Raw genomic sequence first — 19,489 nt, 5'->3', positions numbered from 1 at the left:
CGTTTATTGTTTTAAAATTTGATAATTACGGATGATATCATTGGCCATCCGAGTATCTTGATTTATAAAATCTCTATAAGGATTAGCCGTTTTTAACACCCCGTTCATTTTTGCCCAATACATAGATCTACCCATACTATAACATAGTGCCCTCATGACTTTTAATTCCAGGATGACCTTACGTAGTAAAGCATCTCGTTTGTCGTAGTCCATCAACACATTGCCGCCTTCTTTTAAAATAAAATCAGATACTTCGCTAACCAGGGTAATTCCACGGGATTTCAGTTGCCTTGCAACATCCTCGGCAAACAGCAATAAATAGGGCTCGCTGCCTGCAATAGAGATCATGGTATTGCTTTCCTTAATAATCTCTGTACTGATTCGAGCAATCTGTGTGGCGGCTATACCGCTTCTCAATGCTTGATTGACCTGGGTAAGTGAATTATAAATCAAGTTCTGCACCATCACCACTGAAGAGATATTCAGATTTATGTCATCCAAACGATTGTTAATGGTGCTTAGATAATTGTTATGGGTATTTTCTGCTGCCAAACGCACGCTGCCGTTCTCATTAACAATCGCAAAATGACCGCGGTCGAAAACTAATTTTTGCGCATTTGAACTTTCTGTACAAACGAGCAGCAAAAAACCTGCGATAAATAGTTGGCACCTCATGGCGTTGTTGCTTTAAGAATAGAGGCATTACGTAATATATTATCAACAAGCTGTTTATCTTGCTCAATAAAATTGGCAAAGGGGTTCAACGAGCGTTTTCGGTTAGCATGGAACATGGCCGTGGCCAAACCTTTACTAGCCCCTTCTATCAAGCGGAGTTCAGTTAATGCATGTGAAAAAAGAATTTTGCGGTCGCTTGCTTTCATCTGGTTGATGTCGCCGATACTTAGGGCCAGACCAATAATATAATTCACCAACATTCTCGCTCTGTCTGCAAGGTCTTGTTCAGTCTGGAACGCTAGTGAAATCAGAATAGGATTATCACTAGCCAGCTGGTAGATTATATTTTGCTGTCGGATGATCTCTGAAACAACTGGGCTGGCTTCCAGTCCGATCTGTGCGGCATCAATAGCCAGTCCCACAGTATGAAAACGGCTTTGTAATTCCCTGTACTTCGTCTTAAGTTTGCTCATTTGTGTTTTATTTACCTCTTCGTTTGCAGAAGTAACTGCCTGTTTATTTTTAGCTTCTTCCTGTCTGCTATTTTCGCTTTTACTTTCGGCTACCAACTGGTGAATTAGTTCTACATTGAGCTGGCAAAAAGCATGTTGTAGTATCCCGAAAAGCAGGAAGATTAGGATAATCATTCCTTTCATTTTTTTAGGTATTTAGCGTTTCTGATGATCTCATTAGCAATCCTTACATCAATATTTATATAACCGGAATAAGGATTAAGAGAATTAAGAATACCGCGCTGTTTCGCCCAAAACATCGTTCGATGCATTCCATAAGCAACACCCCGTAAGATCATCAGTTCGGTCCTGATGCGGTTTAATAATTTTGCTCTTTCGCCAGAATCCATCAGGTTGTTTATGCCACCCTGCAATACAAAGGAGCTGACTTCCGCAGCCAATGCCGTTCCCCTTCGTTTGAACTCGCGAGCACCACCTTCAGCAAAGAGCAGCAGAACCGGGTTACTTTGAGCAATTGAAATAGCCTTGTTTACATCGGAAACAATATCCATGCTGATGTCGGCAATATCCTGAATGGCCAACAAGGATCGTACGGCGGCAGATACCTCACTTAACCCTCGGTAGATTTGTTGCTGCAAATCATTTACGATGACCAGCTGGCCAGTTACTGCCAATTGACCACGTTGGATCAATGTAAGGTTATCATTCGTTCTATTGAGCTGCCCGTTGATAATTCCTGAGTGTGCAGCCATAGCACCCGCCGTGGTTGGGTCCACATAAATCTGGGCAAAAACAGGACAGGCTGTAATAAAAAGTCCTGCAATTAGAAGTGATCGTTTCATACAAAATCGGGTTTAAAATATTCAGTTGAACTTGGGATGGGTATACCATCCTTATTAATCTGGCGGATAAAGGCATCCAAAGGCAATCCGCTTTTTTCCATATCGGAGACAAAAGCTTCCAATCCGCTTTGATAGGTCCCGTAGGTGCGGGTATAGATTTCCACCGCACTTTTTTCCGGTTTTTCGGTAGTATAGGCCAAATACTGAAAAATAGAGACCTCCACGCCGTACACTTCCCCCGAAGCACCCCTTCGGATATATACCTCTTTAAAGCGCCCCCTGTTATCGGTGTTGCCCAGTTTATTAATGGTAAATATCTTCTTTTGCTCGATTTCAGTAATGGCCAGGAGTTTGCCGATCTCCTTGTAATTCTCTTTGAACTTGCTCTGGTCTAGCAGGCAAATGGTATCCGAATTGTTCAGTATACTATCCTTGACCACTGCATTGCCGATAATATCCCCCAATTCCTGGGTGACCACGATGGCCTCGCCCCAAAATTTACGGACAGTCTTATAGAGGTACAAAATGTACCCTGCCATTAAAGGTGAGGCGATTGCCTTCCACGCCTCTTCAATTATGAGGGCCTTTCGCTGATCCTTACGATGTCTCATCTTCTGGATGAACACATCCATAATGATCAGTGTCACTATGGGAAACAGAATACGGTTCTCCTTAATGGCATCAATTTCAAAGACAATGAACCGCTCGGAAAAAAGGGATGCGTCGGCAGGCTCGTTGAGGATACTTTCAAACTCTCCGCCACGGTAAAATTTCTTTAACACGTACCTGAACTCGTCCAGGTCGAACGCAATCCTTTCCTCGATTTTGATCTCCGGTATTTTCCCGAGTGCGAACTCATAAAAACTATTAAAATCAAGAGCGGTAATTCCCGTCCGTTCATGCCTGATACTGCCCAGTTTCTTTTCCTCGTTTACTGCGGAAAAATATTTTTGATTGAAAGCAGCCTTAAACGGAGTCGTATCAGGATCTTCTGCCAGCAGGACTTCATCTAAATCACTGATTTCCAGGTTAAGCAGATTATCATCGATCACATCGAAGTCCATATCAAAAAGAGGGTTCTCCTTCATGCTTTCAAAGACACGTTTGCGTATGCTGAAAAGCTGTTTATGGGATAGGCCGGGATACCCCGGATTGAAATATCGGCTATAGTAGGCGGAGATTACATTGGAAATGACATCACGCTCAACCGAGCTTATGGTCCCTTCGGCACCCTTCCACAACAGGCTGACCAGGGTAATCAGAAAATCCTTTTTTTCTATATTGTATTCACTTTCAGCAATGGCAAAGGGGTTCATCGTAATCGGCTTGCTGTCCGACCAGGTAATGTACTTGCCCCGGAAATAATCGCACATCCCGGAATAGGAATGCCCGGTATCCACGATCACCACATCCATGTTATAGAGCATATACTGCTCAATCAAGGCGTTCATAAAAAAACTCTTCCCGCTGCCTGATGGGCCGAGCACAAATTTATTTCGGTTATTGATCCGGTTGGTGCGCATGGGCAGGTCTGCGGGGTCTATCCCCACGGGAATACCTTGGCGGTCGGTAAAGCGAACCAGGAAGTCCGAGGGTTCATCTTTTAACAGAGATTCCTTAAAAAAGAAGCAGAGGGCAGCATCGGCGGTTGTCAAAAACCAGTCGTATTTTTTTAGTTCTACACCATTGCCAGGCAATGCGCAGCGGAAAAGTTCTAACTGATTATAGGCGTTTCGTGATGGGATAATTCCCTGCTGAAAAAGTGCTGCATCAATATAATTAACAGCCTTCCTGATTTGTTCTTCCTCTGCACATACGATCATGGAATAATGGGCATTGACGAGCATTTGATTTTCTCTTGCTACATCAACCAGCAACATATCTATATCCTCAACGCAGATGAGGTTGGCCGGATCGGGAACGCCTGAATGGCGTTTACGTTTCAGCTCTAGTTTATTGAGTGTTAGCTGTTGTGGTGGTATCTCTAACAATTGGTTATAAATGATAACACGATATCCAGGAACCTGATGTAAAAAAGAAAGGTTATCTACCGGAAAATCCCGCATTCCTTTGTTATCCTGCTTTTCGGTGTAGGGGCCTAACTTTTCCGGTAGATCCACCGAATCGGTATTGACCATGCTGATACAACGGATGGCCAGATTACCCAAATTCAATTGTTCATCCCCACAACGCATATTATTAAGAGTGGTATGGGGCGAGGCAAACTCCATGCTAAGCACCTTACTTATGTATCGGTTGATTTCAACCTCATTCAAAAAGCTTGGGTTGAATCCGGCATTGGCTAGCAAATCTGAAATTTTAATCACGTTCTGAAAGAAATCTGACAATACTTTTTTATCATAAGTATAGAAAGCACCGCGTTTAACCTGCTTGGTAATAATCAGGTAGGATTTAATGTCTGTATATTCTCGTCCTTCAAAATGTGCGTGATACTTCTGTTGTAAAAATTCGCTCTGATTTACACCCTTATATTTCCTGCGGATGAAAACATCCTGCTTTTGTATTATGTGTCCTTCGCCTAGAATCTTAATGATGTTTAGCAATACACTTTGATAAGCATTGTAAGCATCAGGGTCGGCGCCGTATTGCGGCACCGGGTTACTAATGTGCAGGATCATGGAGAAATCACCATTCTCGCCGTACAATAGCTGTAAGCCATTATAGGTATCGATCCCAGCAAAAGGAATTTTAAATCCTGTTTTTCTTTCTCGCTGCATAGTTTAGTTTTAAGTGGACTGGATGGATAAAAATCCCTGTGTTTCGGGTTTTGGAGTGGAGGCCGTCTTTCTGTCGAAAAAAGGTATAGGTGAGCCCAGCTGAGATCAGGGCAATGGTCAAAAAACCACCTAAGTACATACTGGTGAGGGCTCCAATAAGGCCTCCGATTATCAGACCTCCAACTAAGGAACCTAATCCCCAATAAATGAATTTTCCTTTGAACCCCCGGTAAATAAGGGGCTTTTGAAGCCCCTTATAGATTGCATACTTGGCGATCATTATACGCCGAAAAATGCTTTGATTACCACCGATACGAGTACCAGGAATAAACAGGAACCGCCCCAAGACATAAGTTCCTTGTTGATGTCCTGGTCCCCCGCGTTCCATTTGATGTACACGCGAACCCCACCGATCAATCCAACTACCGCACCGATAGCCAAAATCAGCGTAGATACTGGATCTACGTAACTCGTCAGCGAAGAAGTGGCGGCGTTTATACCGATGGAACCTCCGCCTTGGGCAAACGAAGATTGAGCTGCAAGCATTGAAAATGCAGCGATTGCAAACAGTTTTTTGTTGTTTACTGTCATGAATTGAGAAATTAAATGGTGAATGAAAAATTGAAAAGGCTGTTTAATGCACCCCGAACAGGGCTTTGAGGGCTGCCCCGATGATAGAAAGGAAGAGGCAGGAAAAGAACCAACCCATCACTTGGGCGTCTATATGATGTTTGCCGGATTGCCAATTGGCATATACCCGAAGACCGCCCAGTATGCCACTGATGGCACCGAGGACAAGTACTAAGTCAGAAAGGCTGAAATACCAACGATGCATTTCTCCACTGACCTCATAAAATTCACTGATACCTGGCGGTGACTGGGCCGTTGCCAAAAAAGGCAGGGCAAAAAAAAAGACAACCGGAGTTGTCTTTAAAAGTGGATACTTGAATTTCATCGTTGCCTTAATAAGGTATGGCTTTGGTGTACTCGATGACCTCGGACTGGGCCAGAGCGAAAAGTTGTTGAAGTCTTACTCCTCCAGTGCTAATAAGTGGGCCAGAAGATATAACCTGCCGGCTTTTGGGTTCGGGTGCTACTTCATCAGAGCCGACCTGTTTGGGTTGTGTTTCTTCAGAGAATACGAGTTCGTCCTGGCTCGTGCCTGTGATCGGTTGGCCTCGTGACTTTATCATGTCAAAGAGGATGTTAAACAGGTAATAAAGGGAATAGACAGCGGCAATGCTGAGTAGAAATTGTGTCCAATTCATAATTTGATGGTTTTAATGTTTTCTTTGACGTATTCTATAAGTTCAGGGTGGGTAAGAAGAAAATGTTGCAAGCTGAATGCGATTAGTTTGTTCATATCAATTGCCTTGGCAATTTTCAGTTGCTTCAATAGAAATACTGTGCGGTCATCCAGGCGGATCAGCAGTTTTTCCGTCCCTATCAGTTCAAAAGTCAGGATACTTTCAAACAGGGTGTCGAGCTTTATGTCAGGAGGCTTTTTAGTTAATTTATTTATAGGTTTCAGTTTAAAAGATATCTCGCCGTCCTCTATTTCCTTGTCGGGATGTCCATCTTTTTTAATCGTTTCTCTTAGCTCGTCGGCTAATGATTTTATCTGGCTCATGTATGGTCCTCCCAATCTAGATACTGGTTATAGATAAGATCAAGCAATGGCAATACGACCGGGTATAAAATCAGTGGTGTTTGGAAAGTGCTGATCCGCTGAAAATCCACGCGGTCAGCAAGGCTTGGAGCAACCACCCCAAAACGCCGCAGTACATTTTCAATTTCAGTCTTTGTTTCATATTTCACTGTATTTTTAACACGGTTAGGAATAAATATGAATGGGGCCTTATCATTGATCTTCCGTAGCACCATTGCAAACAGTAAGGTCGAATCCACAGAAAATTCATCATACGCGAAAGGACAAAGGATAAGGTCACATGCAGCAAACAAAGGCAGCAGTCCGTCATCATCCATTTTTCCGGGGAGGTCGATCAATATGATTTCGCCAGATCGGTTGCTCAGTGCATTGTGTAGGGATGGAAAATGTTTAAGATCAGCTGGAACAATTTCATAAAGTGGCTCATTTTCCAAAATTTTTGCCTTTTGAGCTTTTGTGGCCAACGACTGTTGATAATCCATATCCAAGACAGTGACGTTACGCTTTTTGATTTGAGTAAGGTAATTGGCCAAAAGTAGCGTAAGCGTACTTTTGCCCGCACCACCTTTTTGATTGCCTAATAGTATTAGCATAATAATAGTTTTTTAAGTTCTTTTAGGAGGTGTTATTTGAGAAAGGTTAAAGAACCAGGTTGCTTTAAGTTATCGGGTATTGGTTCTGGCTTTGCGCTTACGCTGCCTGTTACGACCAAGTATAGCTTCATCGTCGATGTCATCGGCAATATCCAAATTGATTTCTGGGAACGAGGTTGTAGGAGTTGGTTCTTCTGTAAATCCTGAACCCTCTGAAGACTTGTCTGGGGGAATAGAAGAATCGGTATCATCTTGTTTGACCGTTTCGCTTTGTAGGGTTGGGATTATATCATTATTAATAAAATCCCTGGCTGACCGATCTGGTGCAACATAAAAATCGGAATCTCCCAGTTTGACCGTTTCACTTTCAAAAGTTAAAGTTATATCAGTATAATTTGAATCCTCTGCTGACTGATCTGGGATGACATTGGAATCAGAATTATCCTGTTTGACAGTTTCATTTTCGACAGGTGACTCATTGTCTTGTTGAAGATCGCTTGATGGCTTAATAAATTCGGCAATTGGCATCAGTTCGCCACCTTTGTAAACGGTCGTTCTTGAATGGTCTATTACAGTGTAACCGTAAGGAGGCAATCCCGGCTTTCCATGATAAAGGATCTGTAAACCAAACTTTGAAGAAAGTACTTCTGCGAGCTCTGAAGTATATCCTGTAGGTTTGGCTGTATTGCCTCCGAGGAGTGGTGTTGTTAATGGAACAGCAACTGGACTATGACTTATTCGGTATTTTTCAGTTATTGCTCTTAGCTGTGCTAAGCGATCGATGTTTTGATTGTAAAGACTAATCTTAGCATCAACTTCAGAAACATCAATGTTTCCCTGCAACTTACCATACTTAAAAAGCTGATATTGCCCTCCCGTCAATTTCAGGGAGTAACCTTGGCATTCCAATAGCATCATAAACTGGGGACGGGTTGAAAAATTGTAACTCATTGCCTTTTCCAGGTCTTTGTTTACTGTCTCTTTTTCATCGAGTCCCATTACTTGATTTAAAACCTGGTAAGCGCGGATTTTTTCGTAGCTGTCATTTATCTTTTTTCCATTTTCATCTACGCGGGTAGAGACAATATGAATATGATTATTGTCCGTGTCTTTATGAAAGACCAATAAGTAAGGCTGGTTTTCATAACCCATCCCTTTTAACCAAGTAGTAGCGATTTCAGTGAGTTGTTCCTTGCTATGTGATTTTCCTTTACAGGAAATGACCGCGTGGAACTGCGGAAATTTAATCCTTGCGCTTGTTTTCGATCGAGCTTCGAGGTAATTAATATAATCTTTTGGTTTGAGATGTTCCAAGGCTTGCAAGGCACCGAAATTTTCCACCTTCATCAATTCTCCTTTATCGTTTTCTATTTTGGTTGTGTTGTAACTTACGCCTCTAAACGTAGCAGAGGGCAGAAGGATTTTTACAATCATGGTTAACCTTTCATTAAGCGGATAACTTGGCGAATACTTTTTTCGAGCTCCTGCTGTACGTGGATGTATTTGCCTAAAAGACTATTAAATTCAGTAGAAATACTTTGACTTAGCATGCCCTGTTTGTGAAGTATATTAGCGTGCCTCGCTAATTGATTTATATTATTACCTGATCGGCCAAGTTCTGTTCCGATGTCATCCAGTTGTTTCATCAGTTCTTTACTGTTCACAAGCATTTTGGTTGCATTTTGTAGTACCCGAATGCGAACTATATCGGCACGACTGATACCTAGTGATTTTTCTAACTCTATGAGTTGCTGCAATTCCTGCTCGCTTAATCTTAATTCAAAACGGCGGGTTTTAAGTATAAACCCCTTGTCAGTAGGTTTCTTGCTGTTCCCCATAATTAAAAATTAAGGCTTTTGCTCAATGGACTGGATAGCACGGAATATTTCTAGTGCGACTTGTGGTACAATTGCATTACCGTAAGCTTTTACACTTTCGGCTCGCCATGCTGAAAAGGTAATTCCGTCCAATTCGCTGGGAAGCCCATCATCGCCGCCACAAAACGGGGGTTCAACTGGCCATGCCTCCCAGCTGGGAATTTGGTGTTGCCAATCTGTGCTGCGGTGGGTAAAATTCGGATCAGGCGATCCAATATCGAGGGTGGCAAATCTCCCGGTATCCGTTTGTACCGTTTCGATTGGGTTTGAAGTGTGTAGTAGACTAGAAAATCTGTCAAAGACACCTGACCTCCGTTTCCCTTTTCGTTTTTGCGGTTCGCCAATTGTCTGCCTTCTTTTACCTGCCCCAGTGTAACTCCCATATTGCTGATCTCTGTCGCTGTTGGCGTGGGCAACAAACCAGACCCGGTCTCTCTGGTGCGGGGCGTTAAGGGCAGCAGCCGGAATACAACAAACGATTGGTGTGCCATCTTTAAGCTGCGGTAATACATATCCTGCTGCGCTGATTTCTGAAATAATGCTTCCGATAACTCTTCGCTGGAGTCTGACAATGGTACTGTCCGCTTGCTGGTTACTGTCCTGACAAAAAAGCTCAACCGCTTTAATTTCCATTTCAGAAAGACTGTCTGGTTCGAGAATGCTGAAGAGGCCAGCAACGTTTTCAAGAACAATCCACTTGGGTCGTGATTCTTTAATAATTCTGCAAGCCTCTGGGAAGAGATAGCGGTCATCCGCTTTGCCCTTTCGCTTTCCGGCCTGACTGAATGGCTGGCAGGGAAATCCCCCGGAGATGATGTCAATGTGTCCTCTATACTGAGCTGCGCTGAATTGAAAGATGTCGTCATAATGATGGGTGTTTGGCCAGTAATGTTTTAAAATGGTCTGGCAAAAAGGATTCCTTTCGCAGGAAAAAACATTCTGCCATCCAAGCCATGTAGCGGCGATATCAAAACCGCCGATTCCACTAAAAAGGCTGCCATGTCTAAACATAAGCGGCTTCTTTAAATTTGTGGCTAAGCGTTGGGAGAAGTGGGCACGGTGAAGCCCTGACGACCTTCGTCATGATAGAATTGCTTAACAGCATAGGCTAAATATTTAGGGTTAGAAATTGGATTTGGGCGATTGTCTTAGTGCGGTGGTATGAACGCTTTGCCGGAAAAAAGGGAGTTGCGACCTTTTTTCTTCCTTAACTGCCTTTCCCCAACGGGTTAGGCAGCTTAAGGCAAGTTCATTTTTGTCCACAGACCAGCCGAAGGCGGGCTGTACGGACAAAAACACAACTTGCCCAAAACAAAACAAAAAGATGCCATTATACCGTTTATACCCGAAAGGCACTTTTTGGTGTATCTGAGACTAATATTTCGTTAGCCATATATGAGAATAGGTTTTAAACTAAGACCCAACATCTGTTTAGATAACTGTTTATATTATTAGATAGCTATTAATAATATAAACAGTTATCCATATTAACGGATAAACAGGTATGGGAATAAAGGGATAGCAATAAATCCATATTGGCAGATATGAGTATAGTTGTTTGGCTGTATTCCCATCTATCCATATATATGGATAGATGGGCATGCAAAGCAATGCTTTAAAGGATGTGTAAATATCCATATAGTTATATATTTAGATTATTAAATAAATAGTTAGATGACGATACATTAGGCTGAATATTTAAATATCTGCCTATGCAAATAGTCTGATAGATAGAGTAATGCTAACGTTTTGGGCTTGTTCCAAAATTCCTTGTTTCCTGATCTGCGGACTTCTGGGCATAATCGGGCGGCTCCATTTCCTTTTTTATTTTTTCGTTATAATCTTTATAGCCTTGATATTCATAAGAGCGGTCAACCGCATGGGGTATCTCCTTCAATAATTGAGCAGTACACCTTCTTCCCGGTCCATCATGGTCAAAATAAACGTCAACCACTGGAATATTACTAATACGATCAATGATTTTATCCAAAAAAACTATCGTGTTTAAAATGATGACTGTAGGCATAATATGAGGCTGTTTTTCTTTTAGCCAACTCAAAAAATCAAACCTTCCCTCAAACAGTACCATGTGATCCGGGTTTCCATTAATTACAGAAATCCCTTTGGCACCAACACTGCTTTTGAAACCCTTTGCATTGGAAAATTCCCAATTGCCATGTTCATTTTGCCAGCCAATGGCGTAAAATGTCCGCCGATCTCCCGCTCCGCTTTTATGTCGGTAATAAACCTCGCTTAGATAACCTTTTGCTACGTCGAGGATACCCCTTGATTTAAGATATTGTGTCAGTACATAGTTTGAGCCTATTGGCCTGGTATTTACCAATTCAAATTTATAGCCTTCTTCTTCCTTTTCATGGGCGTACTTTATAGGTGGTATATATTCAGGGATCAATGAGGTATCCAAGTTACTGACTTCTTTAATCTTGTGCAGGACTTCAACAAAGGTTAATTGGGGCCAATAAGCCAAACCTAACTGCACAATACCACCACCTTTAATATTTGTTTGCCCAGGACCGCCGCGATCAATCCACTTACCGCCAGCATCCCAAACAGTAAAAGATGGGGTATCTTTTTTGGTTTCCCGGAGCATACTATGATAAAAGTGTTCCCTGCCAATCTTCCTTACAGGCTGATGGCCCAAACGGGATAAAAAATCGACAATGGAAATATTTTCCAATGTTGACATATCTAAAAACCCTGTCATTGCAAAACAATAATTTTACGTGGATTTATCCCTTCAATTGCAGATAAGAGCTCTGCATTCAGATGTTGTTTTCCAAAGAAAACAGCGACTTCATGAAATTTGGCAATCCTCTTTTTTGCGGCTTCTAAAAATTCAGGGTAATTTAAAATCAATATGCTGGGGCCACGCAGTTTATTGGCATACTTCCAGCTTAGATAGCCAAGGTAATCTTCAAACAAGATCAGGATGTTTTCGCTACCAGGAATAAAAGTCATCCCTTTATGCCCTAGACATCCCGAAAAATTTTTGCCCCTAACTTCCCAACCGCCGTTTTCATTCTGCCACCCGGCTGCGAAAAATTCTTTACGCCTGCGTTTTTCATCTACCACATAATAGTAGACTTCCTTTAAATGGCCTATTGAAATTTCCCATAATCCTTGCGATTGCAGGTAAGTCGTAATTTCGATATTACACCCTACAGGTTTTATTTCCTCAATATGATAGAAAGGAATTTTCACGGGAAGCCTTTTTCTCTTACCGTTATTTGCTGTCTGAATTTCAGCGGGTTGTTTTGATATTTGAAGAATTTTGCTGATTTTTTCTGTCACCTGGTCCGGATTAAGGTCAGGCCAATAGGCAATGCCGAAATCTATTACATTGCCACTTTTCTTTGTCAAACGATCATACCAGATATTTAACTGGTCATTTACCAGAAAGATTGATTTGCTTTCTGCGCTTTTTAATACGTTAAAATAAAGATGTTCATCGCCGTTGATTTTGGCTGGTTTGTGCCCCAAGTGATTTAACAATGCACATAGGGGTACCTGTTCCCTAATGGAACCCGCATTTAAGAATGTAGTTTTCATGGTCTTATTTAAGTTTAATGGAAAATTGTTCAGATATATAGCATTGCATCAAGCGATTTTCGGATTGCTTCTACTTCGATACGATCAATGCGCCAGGCAGCAGATTGGTTGCCATCTTTACGTGGGGTAATTAAACCCTGATCGATCCATCTTTCAATGTTCTTGCGGCCGTAGCGACGGAATGCTTCTGACTTGTTCAGATAGGGCTTGATCTTTCCGGTCCTGGAAAGCACTAACTTGGCACCCACTTCGGCAGCATCGCGCAATAATATTCCAAGCTGGTGATCGGTTAATAAAATATTCATAAAGATTTAGCTTAAGAGAAATGGGATCGGGAATAGAATATCCCCTGGAGAACCGACAACGGGTAACGAGCCCGCTATAATCCGCTTTGCCGGTTTATTAATTCGGGACTACCAGCGTCGTATCCTACGATACGGGCCACTTGGGAACTATACACGATAGTCTCCTCGGCCTGCCAATGCGTTTTCAGCTATTGGTGCTTGATCCATTCCAGTAACAGGCAGCATTAGCCTGAAAAGTAGAATAGATACCTAACCTCACTTTCGCAAAATTTCCCGGCTCTTAGGCGGGTTAATGCTTCATCCCTATACGTCAAAGACCATTTGGAAATGAAGTAGCTTGCCTATCTGCCACAGGCAAATAGGTAATCCGGTTGCTAGCAGCTGCAATTGCTTCTAACTTATTCCGGTCAAGGGATTTTCTGGAACCTCTTTCTTTGCTTTGGATTGGACTTATCAGACCTTCACTGATCCAACGGTCTACATTGCCACGACCAAAAAGCCTATAGGCTTCTGCCTTGCTAAGATGTTCCTGTAGCTGTCCACACTCTAACAGGGCATTGTTAACTCCTTGTTCGGTAGCATTTTTCAACAGATAAAACAGGTCTTTCAGCTTCATAAGAGTTCCTTAAAATGTTGGTTTAACTATCATTTCCGGAACAAAGCAAAAAATTAGAGAGGGGCTAAAACAGTGACAGGGGATGACCAAATAATGGTCACCCCCTGCCTAAATGTTCTATTTAAAAAGTAAAAAAATTACGAGTTTTTGTAATTTGAAAGGTTGTAATTTTCGTTCAGCCAATTAAGCATTCCAATAAGGTGGCCTTTTAGCTTTTGTGCGGTTGAAAATTCTACGTCTGTAGATTTTTTACGTAAACTTTCTGCCGATATAAAAGATGTTTGCGGGGTTGAAAAATGTGTTGCAAAGAAATTGAATAATTCGCCAATGTTTTCTTTCGGCAATAGACCTTTTTCAATAAGAACACGAATAAACAAGCTAAGCTGCGGTACCGATAAAAATACCTTTAGTCTGCCTTTTGTTTTTGCACCTTGTTCATCTTCAATAATAACCCTGCGTAAATTAATGACTTCTTTTAAGCTACGTTTCTTTTGGGAAAGAAATGCTTTGAATTGGCCCTCGATCGAAGATAAGGACGAGAACATCTTTAATTTACTTTCAGGCAGCCCATAAAATCGATCTTGCTCGGATATTATTACTTGTAGCTGGTCGTGAAGATCTGGAACAGACTTAAGCCTGTTATTTAGGTCGCTTGTATAGTAATAAAAAAAGTCCCTGGGATTAAATCCATGCAAAAACAAAATCTTTATCAGTTCTAAAGTATCGAAAACATTTGTGTACTCGACTTCCTTTATAAGGTTTATGATATAATCAATCTCGTACCTTGTAATTTCTTTTTTGTTTAGAAATATATAAAAGTCCCGCATTAGTAGATCATACAATTTTTTGTCAATTTGCAACTGCTGTAGAACGATTGAAAAATTACCTACAGCCTTCTTAATTTGCATTTTTAACAGTGACATTCCATAATACGTGACAGGAATTTCAAAGTATGTTTCAGGCATGATTTGTTGAACATTTACGATTACTTTTTCCAGAGCATCCAAAAGACGTAAATAGATTTGTCTTAATTGAGAGGAATGAATTTTTCTTTTCCAAGCGGGCGACAACCGAAACAAATAGCCATAGATTGTATTGCTAAGGTTGATCAATTGTCTAATCTGGAATAAAATACGCTTTTTCGAAAAGTTGGCTTCAGTAAAGATAAGCTCTGAATCCTTTTTTAACTGGTTTAAAAAGCCATTCTCCAATTTTAAAAGTTCATCATTAGTGATCTGCTCGTTTATTAATGCTTTGGGATGAATAATTTCATCAGCCCAATGAAAGATTTTAAAAGATACGTTCATGATAGGGATTTTTAAGATGTATAATTTCAGTGGCAAAATGACATGGCCTTGTCTTGCAAGTCAAAATTGTAAACTCTCCAACCTGAAAAAAATAGGGCAAAACAACCAAAATTTGTAAATAGTGGTTTCGCCCTACTTCAATAGTTAAGGATATTGTTGATGCCGATTGGAAGTTTTGAAAATATCATTGTATTGGAAAAGCTTTAATTATGCACATCAGGTTGAAGAATTAAGACGCCATAAAAAAGAAAAGCGGAGCATATTCCTTCGAATACCTCCGCTAAATTATATGCTCTTAGGAGCTAATATATTTTGTGTGATTTAGGCTACAGAATTGGATAACTGATTGTATATGTCAATTTTTCACTCAACAAATAACCTTCTTCTTCGGAAAAGCTACTTATACTCCTTTTATCAAGGTCTAAAAGCTTGCCCCTGTCTCCATCTTCTGATTTTTTACCCTGTTCTTTGAAAAATTCGATGGGTAATCGATTTTCAAGAAAATGTTTAGTTGCTTCGGCAGCGTCATTAACCCATCTTTCATCAATCCCATCTAGATATACTATTTGGGTTTCGTTTAGCTCAAAATGGTTCTTGACCCATAATCGAAAATCAGCACCAATGGCATCAGCTTCTAGTTGCAATTCAGATTGGGGCAGAGCATACAGTTCATTCATTAGGTCTTGCACCCCAGCGGTGGTTAAAGGGAATTTACTCATGTTATTATATATTTAGTAGTTGTATAATGCGCTTAGGGTAATCTGCAGGGCATGATTGATGGCCCAAAACTATTATAAACAGCAACAATAGAACTGTAGGTTGTCAGCCTAAAGGGTGAATGGTAGTTTTTGATTAGCGAATGGTAGATGTCACAATTTTGTGTTCAAAAAAGCGATATAAAAAAAGTGCTTAATTTTGCGATTCATTTCCCTATTGACCTAAATATGTATTCTAAATTTCTCGTTATTAACAACAACTATAAAGTAAAATATCTCCATTGGTCGATTATCCTGCTCATATCGCTGATTATCGCCCATCTTATCGTAACCGAAAGCCAAAAAAAGCCCGTTTTAATACTAGTCCATCAGTTTAATTATCAGGTGGCAATGGCTTTTAGCTGGCCTTTTACGTTTTTGCTAATGTTATGGATACATTATGCTACAAAGAAATTAGACATATACGTCCCGTGGACAACCAAATGGTGGATGCGGATAGTGATGCAGTTTGTTTTTGGAGTAGTAATGGTGCTTGCACTTGATGTAGCTGTTGTTAAATCCTATTTTGATGCGTTTAACAACGACTTTGGTAAAAGTGGTTATATGGAAATAGAATTTCCTATTGTTAGATGGATGGTTCTTTTTATGAACTCATTATATATAGCGTGGTTTTTTGCTGTAAACTATCGGAATAGCACAAAAATGAACGATGGATTGAAAAACTATATCACTTTTCTAAATGATCAGAAAGAGCAGGAACGTTTTTTTGCTCAAAAGATAGAGGCCAAGTTGGGAAAGAAAATTATCCAGGTTGAACTTAATGAAGTGGTATGCTTCGAACGGGAAGAGAATATTGGATATTTATATCTTTTGGATGGACGTAAATTCAATATGGATTTAAAGTTAAATGAATTGTCCAAGTTATTGGACAGTTCATCTTTCTATCAGATCAACCGCTCTGTAATGATTTCCTTTGCGGCTATTGAGGGATATGAAAAGGTTAAAAATAAACAGGCCAACATAATCCTAAAAGACCATCTGGATATTGATGTTTCATTATTGGTAAGCAGACACAGGTTTGATGGATTTAAACAACGTTTTGAAATGTTTAAACTTTCCTGATTATAGATCAATGTACAGTTCACCATCTTAAAACTACCAATCAGCATTCATAACGAACGTTTTAGATCTACTTCTGCAATAAAATGACCAATTTTCCATTGGTAATTGTACTTATCAGCAAGTGTGCTAAAAGTCAATGGCTTCCTTGTAGTCCCTAGCATGGTATTCCTATGGCATCTAAAACAGAACATAAAAGAAAGGTTGTAGAAATTCTTTTATTGGCATTTGAGCAGAATAAAAGCGTTAATTATATATGCTGTGATGACGCTCTCCGCTATACCCGTATCCGCCTGTTAATGGAATACGCCTATAAGGTATGTAATAGGTACGGCAAGATTTTTCTTTCAGAGGATGAAAATGCCTGCGCCTTGGTTCTTTTCCCTGATAAAAGGAATTCGACTTTCAAATCGTTGTTTTGGGATATTAAACTTGCCTTTCAGGTAATCGGGCTGGATAATATCAGCAAAATATTAAAGCGGGAAAAAGAGATAAAAAAATATCATCCGGTTATGCCATTTTATTATTTGTGGTTTATAGGTGTGCATCCGTATCGGCAAGGAATGGGCAAAGGAAGCTCTATGCTTCAAACCGTACTTGCCGATGCAAAACAAATGGGCAGGCCCGTTTATCTTGAGACATCTACTCTGGAAAACCTGCCATGGTATAAACGGTTTGGCTTTACTATCTACGCAGAAATGGATTTTGGGTATAGGTTTTTCCTATTAAAGAACAATACGCCTGCGAATGAATAAACAGTGTTTAAATAAACGAAGATATGGTACTGTTCAATTCAGAATTACACATTCTTACTTTTATTTTCTGCATCCTCGAATTTGGGATGTGCTTCTACCAACTTATTTACTGGCTATCCCACCCGCAGGATAGACGCAGGTTCTGGTATTTGATTTTGTTGTTGTTGCTTCTCAATTATAATATAACCGGAGGGCTTTTTCCAGACCCCAAAATTCAACTCTCCATCCAATTACAGAACATTATTGCCTATGGAAGTGGTTTTTTGATGGCTTCTTATTTTCCTTTTTACTTTTATAAAGCTTTCAATTTAAGCACCCTAAAATTTCACGCAATATATGGAGTGGCCCTGTTTCTGCTGGTTCCCTATATCGTCTATTTTGTCATTCTTTATCCGGTAAAAGGAGATTTGGGCTACGCAACAAGTTATGGTCTTTTGGTTCCTGCGATATATTCTGTATTGGTTCTCTATGATCTGGTAAATGCCATCAGGCTAAAAATAAAAGAAAGGCAATGCTCGCCATATCCATATAACTGGCTGGAAATGGCGTCGGTTTATGCAGCGGTAAGTCCCTGGATCTGCATGACGGCTTTTTCATACTTTAATATTACGCAATGGCTGGAAGTTTTGGTAACCAATCTTGGCTTTGTAATCATCAGCATGTTGTTTATTGCCCGAAACATTAAGGCAACCCGTTTGGAAGTGGCAACGAAACAGGCTAGGCAAAATGGCAGGGCTGAACTTTTTGAGCACTATTGTGCGCTATTCAACCTTAGCCGAAGAGAAAGGGAAATTGCCCTTTTACTGTGCAGGGGGTTTAGCTACAGAGAAATTGCCGATGCACTGTTCATTTCTGAAAGTACTGTAAATAATCATGTACAGCACATTTTTGTGAAAACAGAAGTAAACAGAAAAACTGCACTTCAGCAGAGATTGGGTTTTATTCATCTGATTTGATAGTTATGGAAGATGATAGACGAACGATATATATAAATAGGTTGCTTGATGTGCTTTATAATTGGGTACCTTTTTCCGTATCCTTTAGGGTTGCCCTAAAAGAGCTCTTATTCATTCAACAGGAAAATCCGAAAGCAGTTTTTTTAGATCCTCCTGACTATGCAATCCGGGCCTGGTTTAGTGCCAACTGCTTTATAGCGGGTTATGCCTATAATGAAAGTGGTAATTTAAACGTGGTAAGAATTTATATGCCAAACGACATCTTCACTGATCTTACCAGCTTTTTTCAGAATAAGCCAACAAAGCTGAAGTTAGTAGTCATTAAGGGAGAAGACCTGCTTTATATTAAAAAAGAAGACTTTAATTCCTTAAAACCATTTCCAGAAACGTTCGACCTGGTGCAATTCGTTATGCTTATGGAACAGGAAATTGAAGCATGGAGAGTGTGGATTATGACACTGAAAGATGAACAGAAAGTACAACATTTTGCCCAACGTTATCCGATCAATCTTTTGCCTAATCATATAGGTGCATCTTTTTTGCAAATGACACCTTCCCGCTATTGTGCAGAAAAGGCCGTTTACAACCGCAATAATAGAAACACCTAATCTTTTGAAATTTTAATTACGAAAAATATTCGATAATAAAAAGTCCGACGGGATATTTTTTTCAATATTATTCGTCTGAAATTTGATACTGTTAAGGCGAATGCCTAAGTAAAATTTAACCAGACTAGGAACTTTATAAATGGTAGCAATGGAAAATCAACTTGCTCTTAAAATACGGGCATTCGATAAAAAGCTGATAGTAGAAATTATCTGTTATGCCTTTTTTATACTGTTCTTATATGCTGCGTCAAGTAAGCTGTTTGATTACGAGAAATCAGAGCTTCAAATGTCCAAGTCACCAATTATTACCGACTTCGCATTTATTTTGGTTTGGCTGGTTCCTGCTATTGAAATTATTATTGCAGTTATGCTATTAATACATCGAACCTTGTTGCTTGCATTCTATGCTTCTTTAGGGATAATGTCATTATTTACAGCCTACATTGTCGCTATTTTATACTTTACCGACAATATTCCGTGCAGTTGTGGGGGTGTTTTGGAAAAAATGAGTTGGGATCAGCACCTAGTTTTTAACGTATTTTTTATTGCCTTAGCAGTAACTGCAATTTTATTACAAACAAAAATAAATGAAAAAAAGATGGTTTAAAGCCATCACTATGATATTCCTATTGGCCAATTTGGATCAGGACAAACCGAAAACCTGTAAAAG

Annotated in this window: 23 protein-coding genes; 5 read left to right on the top strand and 18 right to left on the bottom strand. The window is 40.2% G+C overall.

Features of this window, described 5'->3' with window-relative positions; genetic code table 11:
* Window positions 1-3: 3 nt before the first annotated feature.
* The 18 genes from B0O44_RS08325 to B0O44_RS08230 form a co-directional block, all read right to left on the bottom strand.
* A complete protein-coding gene (locus B0O44_RS08325; RefSeq protein ID WP_073233019.1) occupies window positions 4-675 on the bottom strand; it encodes a hypothetical protein in 672 nt (223 codons plus the stop codon).
* A complete protein-coding gene (locus B0O44_RS08320) occupies window positions 672-1,322 on the bottom strand; it encodes a hypothetical protein (RefSeq protein ID WP_146229786.1) in 651 nt (216 codons plus the stop codon). The genes B0O44_RS08325 and B0O44_RS08320 overlap by 4 nt, the downstream gene beginning before the upstream one ends.
* Window positions 1,323-1,327: 5 nt before the next feature.
* Window positions 1,328-1,990 carry a hypothetical protein gene (locus tag B0O44_RS08315; protein WP_110829281.1) on the bottom strand — a complete coding sequence of 221 codons (663 nt, stop codon included), beginning with the start codon at window positions 1,988-1,990 and terminating at the stop codon, window positions 1,328-1,330.
* Window positions 1,987-4,728 (bottom strand): TraG family conjugative transposon ATPase, encoded by a 2,742-nt coding sequence (locus B0O44_RS25185; protein WP_073233020.1) that lies wholly within the window; start codon window positions 4,726-4,728, stop codon window positions 1,987-1,989. Before B0O44_RS25185 ends, B0O44_RS08315 begins: the two co-directional genes overlap by 4 nt.
* A gap of 279 nt (window positions 4,729-5,007) precedes the next feature.
* Window positions 5,008-5,319, bottom strand: a complete 312-nt coding sequence (locus B0O44_RS08295) for a DUF4134 domain-containing protein (RefSeq protein ID WP_068402271.1) — start codon at window positions 5,317-5,319, stop codon at window positions 5,008-5,010.
* Between the two features lie 43 nt (window positions 5,320-5,362).
* The gene (locus B0O44_RS08290) at window positions 5,363-5,683 is read right to left on the bottom strand and encodes a DUF4134 domain-containing protein (protein WP_068402273.1); all 321 of its coding nucleotides are present in this window, start codon (window positions 5,681-5,683) and stop codon (window positions 5,363-5,365) included.
* A 7-nt stretch (window positions 5,684-5,690) separates the two neighbouring features.
* Window positions 5,691-5,996: a hypothetical protein gene (locus B0O44_RS08285; RefSeq protein WP_110829278.1), complete on the bottom strand. Its 306-nt coding sequence runs from the start codon at window positions 5,994-5,996 to the stop codon at window positions 5,691-5,693.
* Entirely contained in the window at window positions 5,993-6,358 is a 366-nt protein-coding gene (locus B0O44_RS08280; protein WP_110829276.1) for a hypothetical protein, read from the bottom strand. The genes B0O44_RS08285 and B0O44_RS08280 overlap by 4 nt, the downstream gene beginning before the upstream one ends.
* Entirely contained in the window at window positions 6,355-6,990 is a 636-nt protein-coding gene (locus tag B0O44_RS08275; protein ID WP_068402279.1) for a ParA family protein, read from the bottom strand. Before B0O44_RS08275 ends, B0O44_RS08280 begins: the two co-directional genes overlap by 4 nt.
* A gap of 69 nt (window positions 6,991-7,059) precedes the next feature.
* Complete coding sequence (locus B0O44_RS08270; protein WP_110829275.1) at window positions 7,060-8,424, bottom strand: relaxase/mobilization nuclease domain-containing protein; 1,365 nt, start codon at window positions 8,422-8,424, stop codon at window positions 7,060-7,062.
* A 2-nt stretch (window positions 8,425-8,426) separates the two neighbouring features.
* Window positions 8,427-8,828: a plasmid mobilization relaxosome protein MobC gene (mobC, locus tag B0O44_RS08265; protein WP_110829273.1), complete on the bottom strand. Its 402-nt coding sequence runs from the start codon at window positions 8,826-8,828 to the stop codon at window positions 8,427-8,429.
* 9 nt (window positions 8,829-8,837) lie between these two features.
* Window positions 8,838-9,878 carry a DNA cytosine methyltransferase gene (locus tag B0O44_RS08260; RefSeq protein ID WP_110829271.1) on the bottom strand — a complete coding sequence of 347 codons (1,041 nt, stop codon included), beginning with the start codon at window positions 9,876-9,878 and terminating at the stop codon, window positions 8,838-8,840.
* Window positions 9,879-10,608: 730 nt separating this feature from the next.
* A complete protein-coding gene (locus tag B0O44_RS08255) occupies window positions 10,609-11,574 on the bottom strand; it encodes a toprim domain-containing protein (RefSeq protein WP_170123287.1) in 966 nt (321 codons plus the stop codon).
* A gap of 14 nt (window positions 11,575-11,588) precedes the next feature.
* Window positions 11,589-12,179, bottom strand: a complete 591-nt coding sequence (locus tag B0O44_RS08250; protein ID WP_146229785.1) for a hypothetical protein — start codon at window positions 12,177-12,179, stop codon at window positions 11,589-11,591.
* A 287-nt stretch (window positions 12,180-12,466) separates the two neighbouring features.
* Window positions 12,467-12,742 carry a hypothetical protein gene (locus tag B0O44_RS08245; RefSeq protein ID WP_110829265.1) on the bottom strand — a complete coding sequence of 92 codons (276 nt, stop codon included), beginning with the start codon at window positions 12,740-12,742 and terminating at the stop codon, window positions 12,467-12,469.
* A 310-nt stretch (window positions 12,743-13,052) separates the two neighbouring features.
* Window positions 13,053-13,358: a hypothetical protein gene (locus B0O44_RS08240; protein ID WP_110829263.1), complete on the bottom strand. Its 306-nt coding sequence runs from the start codon at window positions 13,356-13,358 to the stop codon at window positions 13,053-13,055.
* A 137-nt stretch (window positions 13,359-13,495) separates the two neighbouring features.
* Window positions 13,496-14,665 (bottom strand): hypothetical protein, encoded by a 1,170-nt coding sequence (locus B0O44_RS08235; protein ID WP_110829260.1) that lies wholly within the window; start codon window positions 14,663-14,665, stop codon window positions 13,496-13,498.
* A 326-nt stretch (window positions 14,666-14,991) separates the two neighbouring features.
* Window positions 14,992-15,384: a hypothetical protein gene (locus tag B0O44_RS08230; protein WP_110829258.1), complete on the bottom strand. Its 393-nt coding sequence runs from the start codon at window positions 15,382-15,384 to the stop codon at window positions 14,992-14,994.
* 147 nt (window positions 15,385-15,531) lie between these two features.
* On the opposite strand from B0O44_RS08230, the gene B0O44_RS08225 reads away from it, so the two are divergent.
* From B0O44_RS08225 to B0O44_RS08205, 5 genes are all read left to right on the top strand, one after another.
* Window positions 15,532-16,503 carry a LytR/AlgR family response regulator transcription factor gene (locus tag B0O44_RS08225; protein WP_110829256.1) on the top strand — a complete coding sequence of 324 codons (972 nt, stop codon included), beginning with the start codon at window positions 15,532-15,534 and terminating at the stop codon, window positions 16,501-16,503.
* Between the two features lie 170 nt (window positions 16,504-16,673).
* Window positions 16,674-17,255, top strand: a complete 582-nt coding sequence (locus tag B0O44_RS08220) for a GNAT family N-acetyltransferase (RefSeq protein ID WP_110829253.1) — start codon at window positions 16,674-16,676, stop codon at window positions 17,253-17,255.
* Between the two features lie 23 nt (window positions 17,256-17,278).
* Window positions 17,279-18,211 (top strand): response regulator transcription factor, encoded by a 933-nt coding sequence (locus B0O44_RS08215; protein WP_110829251.1) that lies wholly within the window; start codon window positions 17,279-17,281, stop codon window positions 18,209-18,211.
* 50 nt (window positions 18,212-18,261) lie between these two features.
* Window positions 18,262-18,819 carry a cyclic nucleotide-binding domain-containing protein gene (locus B0O44_RS08210; protein ID WP_146229784.1) on the top strand — a complete coding sequence of 186 codons (558 nt, stop codon included), beginning with the start codon at window positions 18,262-18,264 and terminating at the stop codon, window positions 18,817-18,819.
* Window positions 18,820-18,967: 148 nt separating this feature from the next.
* Window positions 18,968-19,426 (top strand): MauE/DoxX family redox-associated membrane protein, encoded by a 459-nt coding sequence (locus tag B0O44_RS08205; RefSeq protein WP_110830367.1) that lies wholly within the window; start codon window positions 18,968-18,970, stop codon window positions 19,424-19,426.
* Window positions 19,427-19,489 lie beyond the last annotated feature (63 nt).

Source organism: Pedobacter nutrimenti, assembly GCF_003208655.1.
Lineage (GTDB): Bacteria > Bacteroidota > Bacteroidia > Sphingobacteriales > Sphingobacteriaceae > Pedobacter > Pedobacter nutrimenti.
This window is presented reverse-complemented; position numbering and strand designations above follow the sequence as displayed.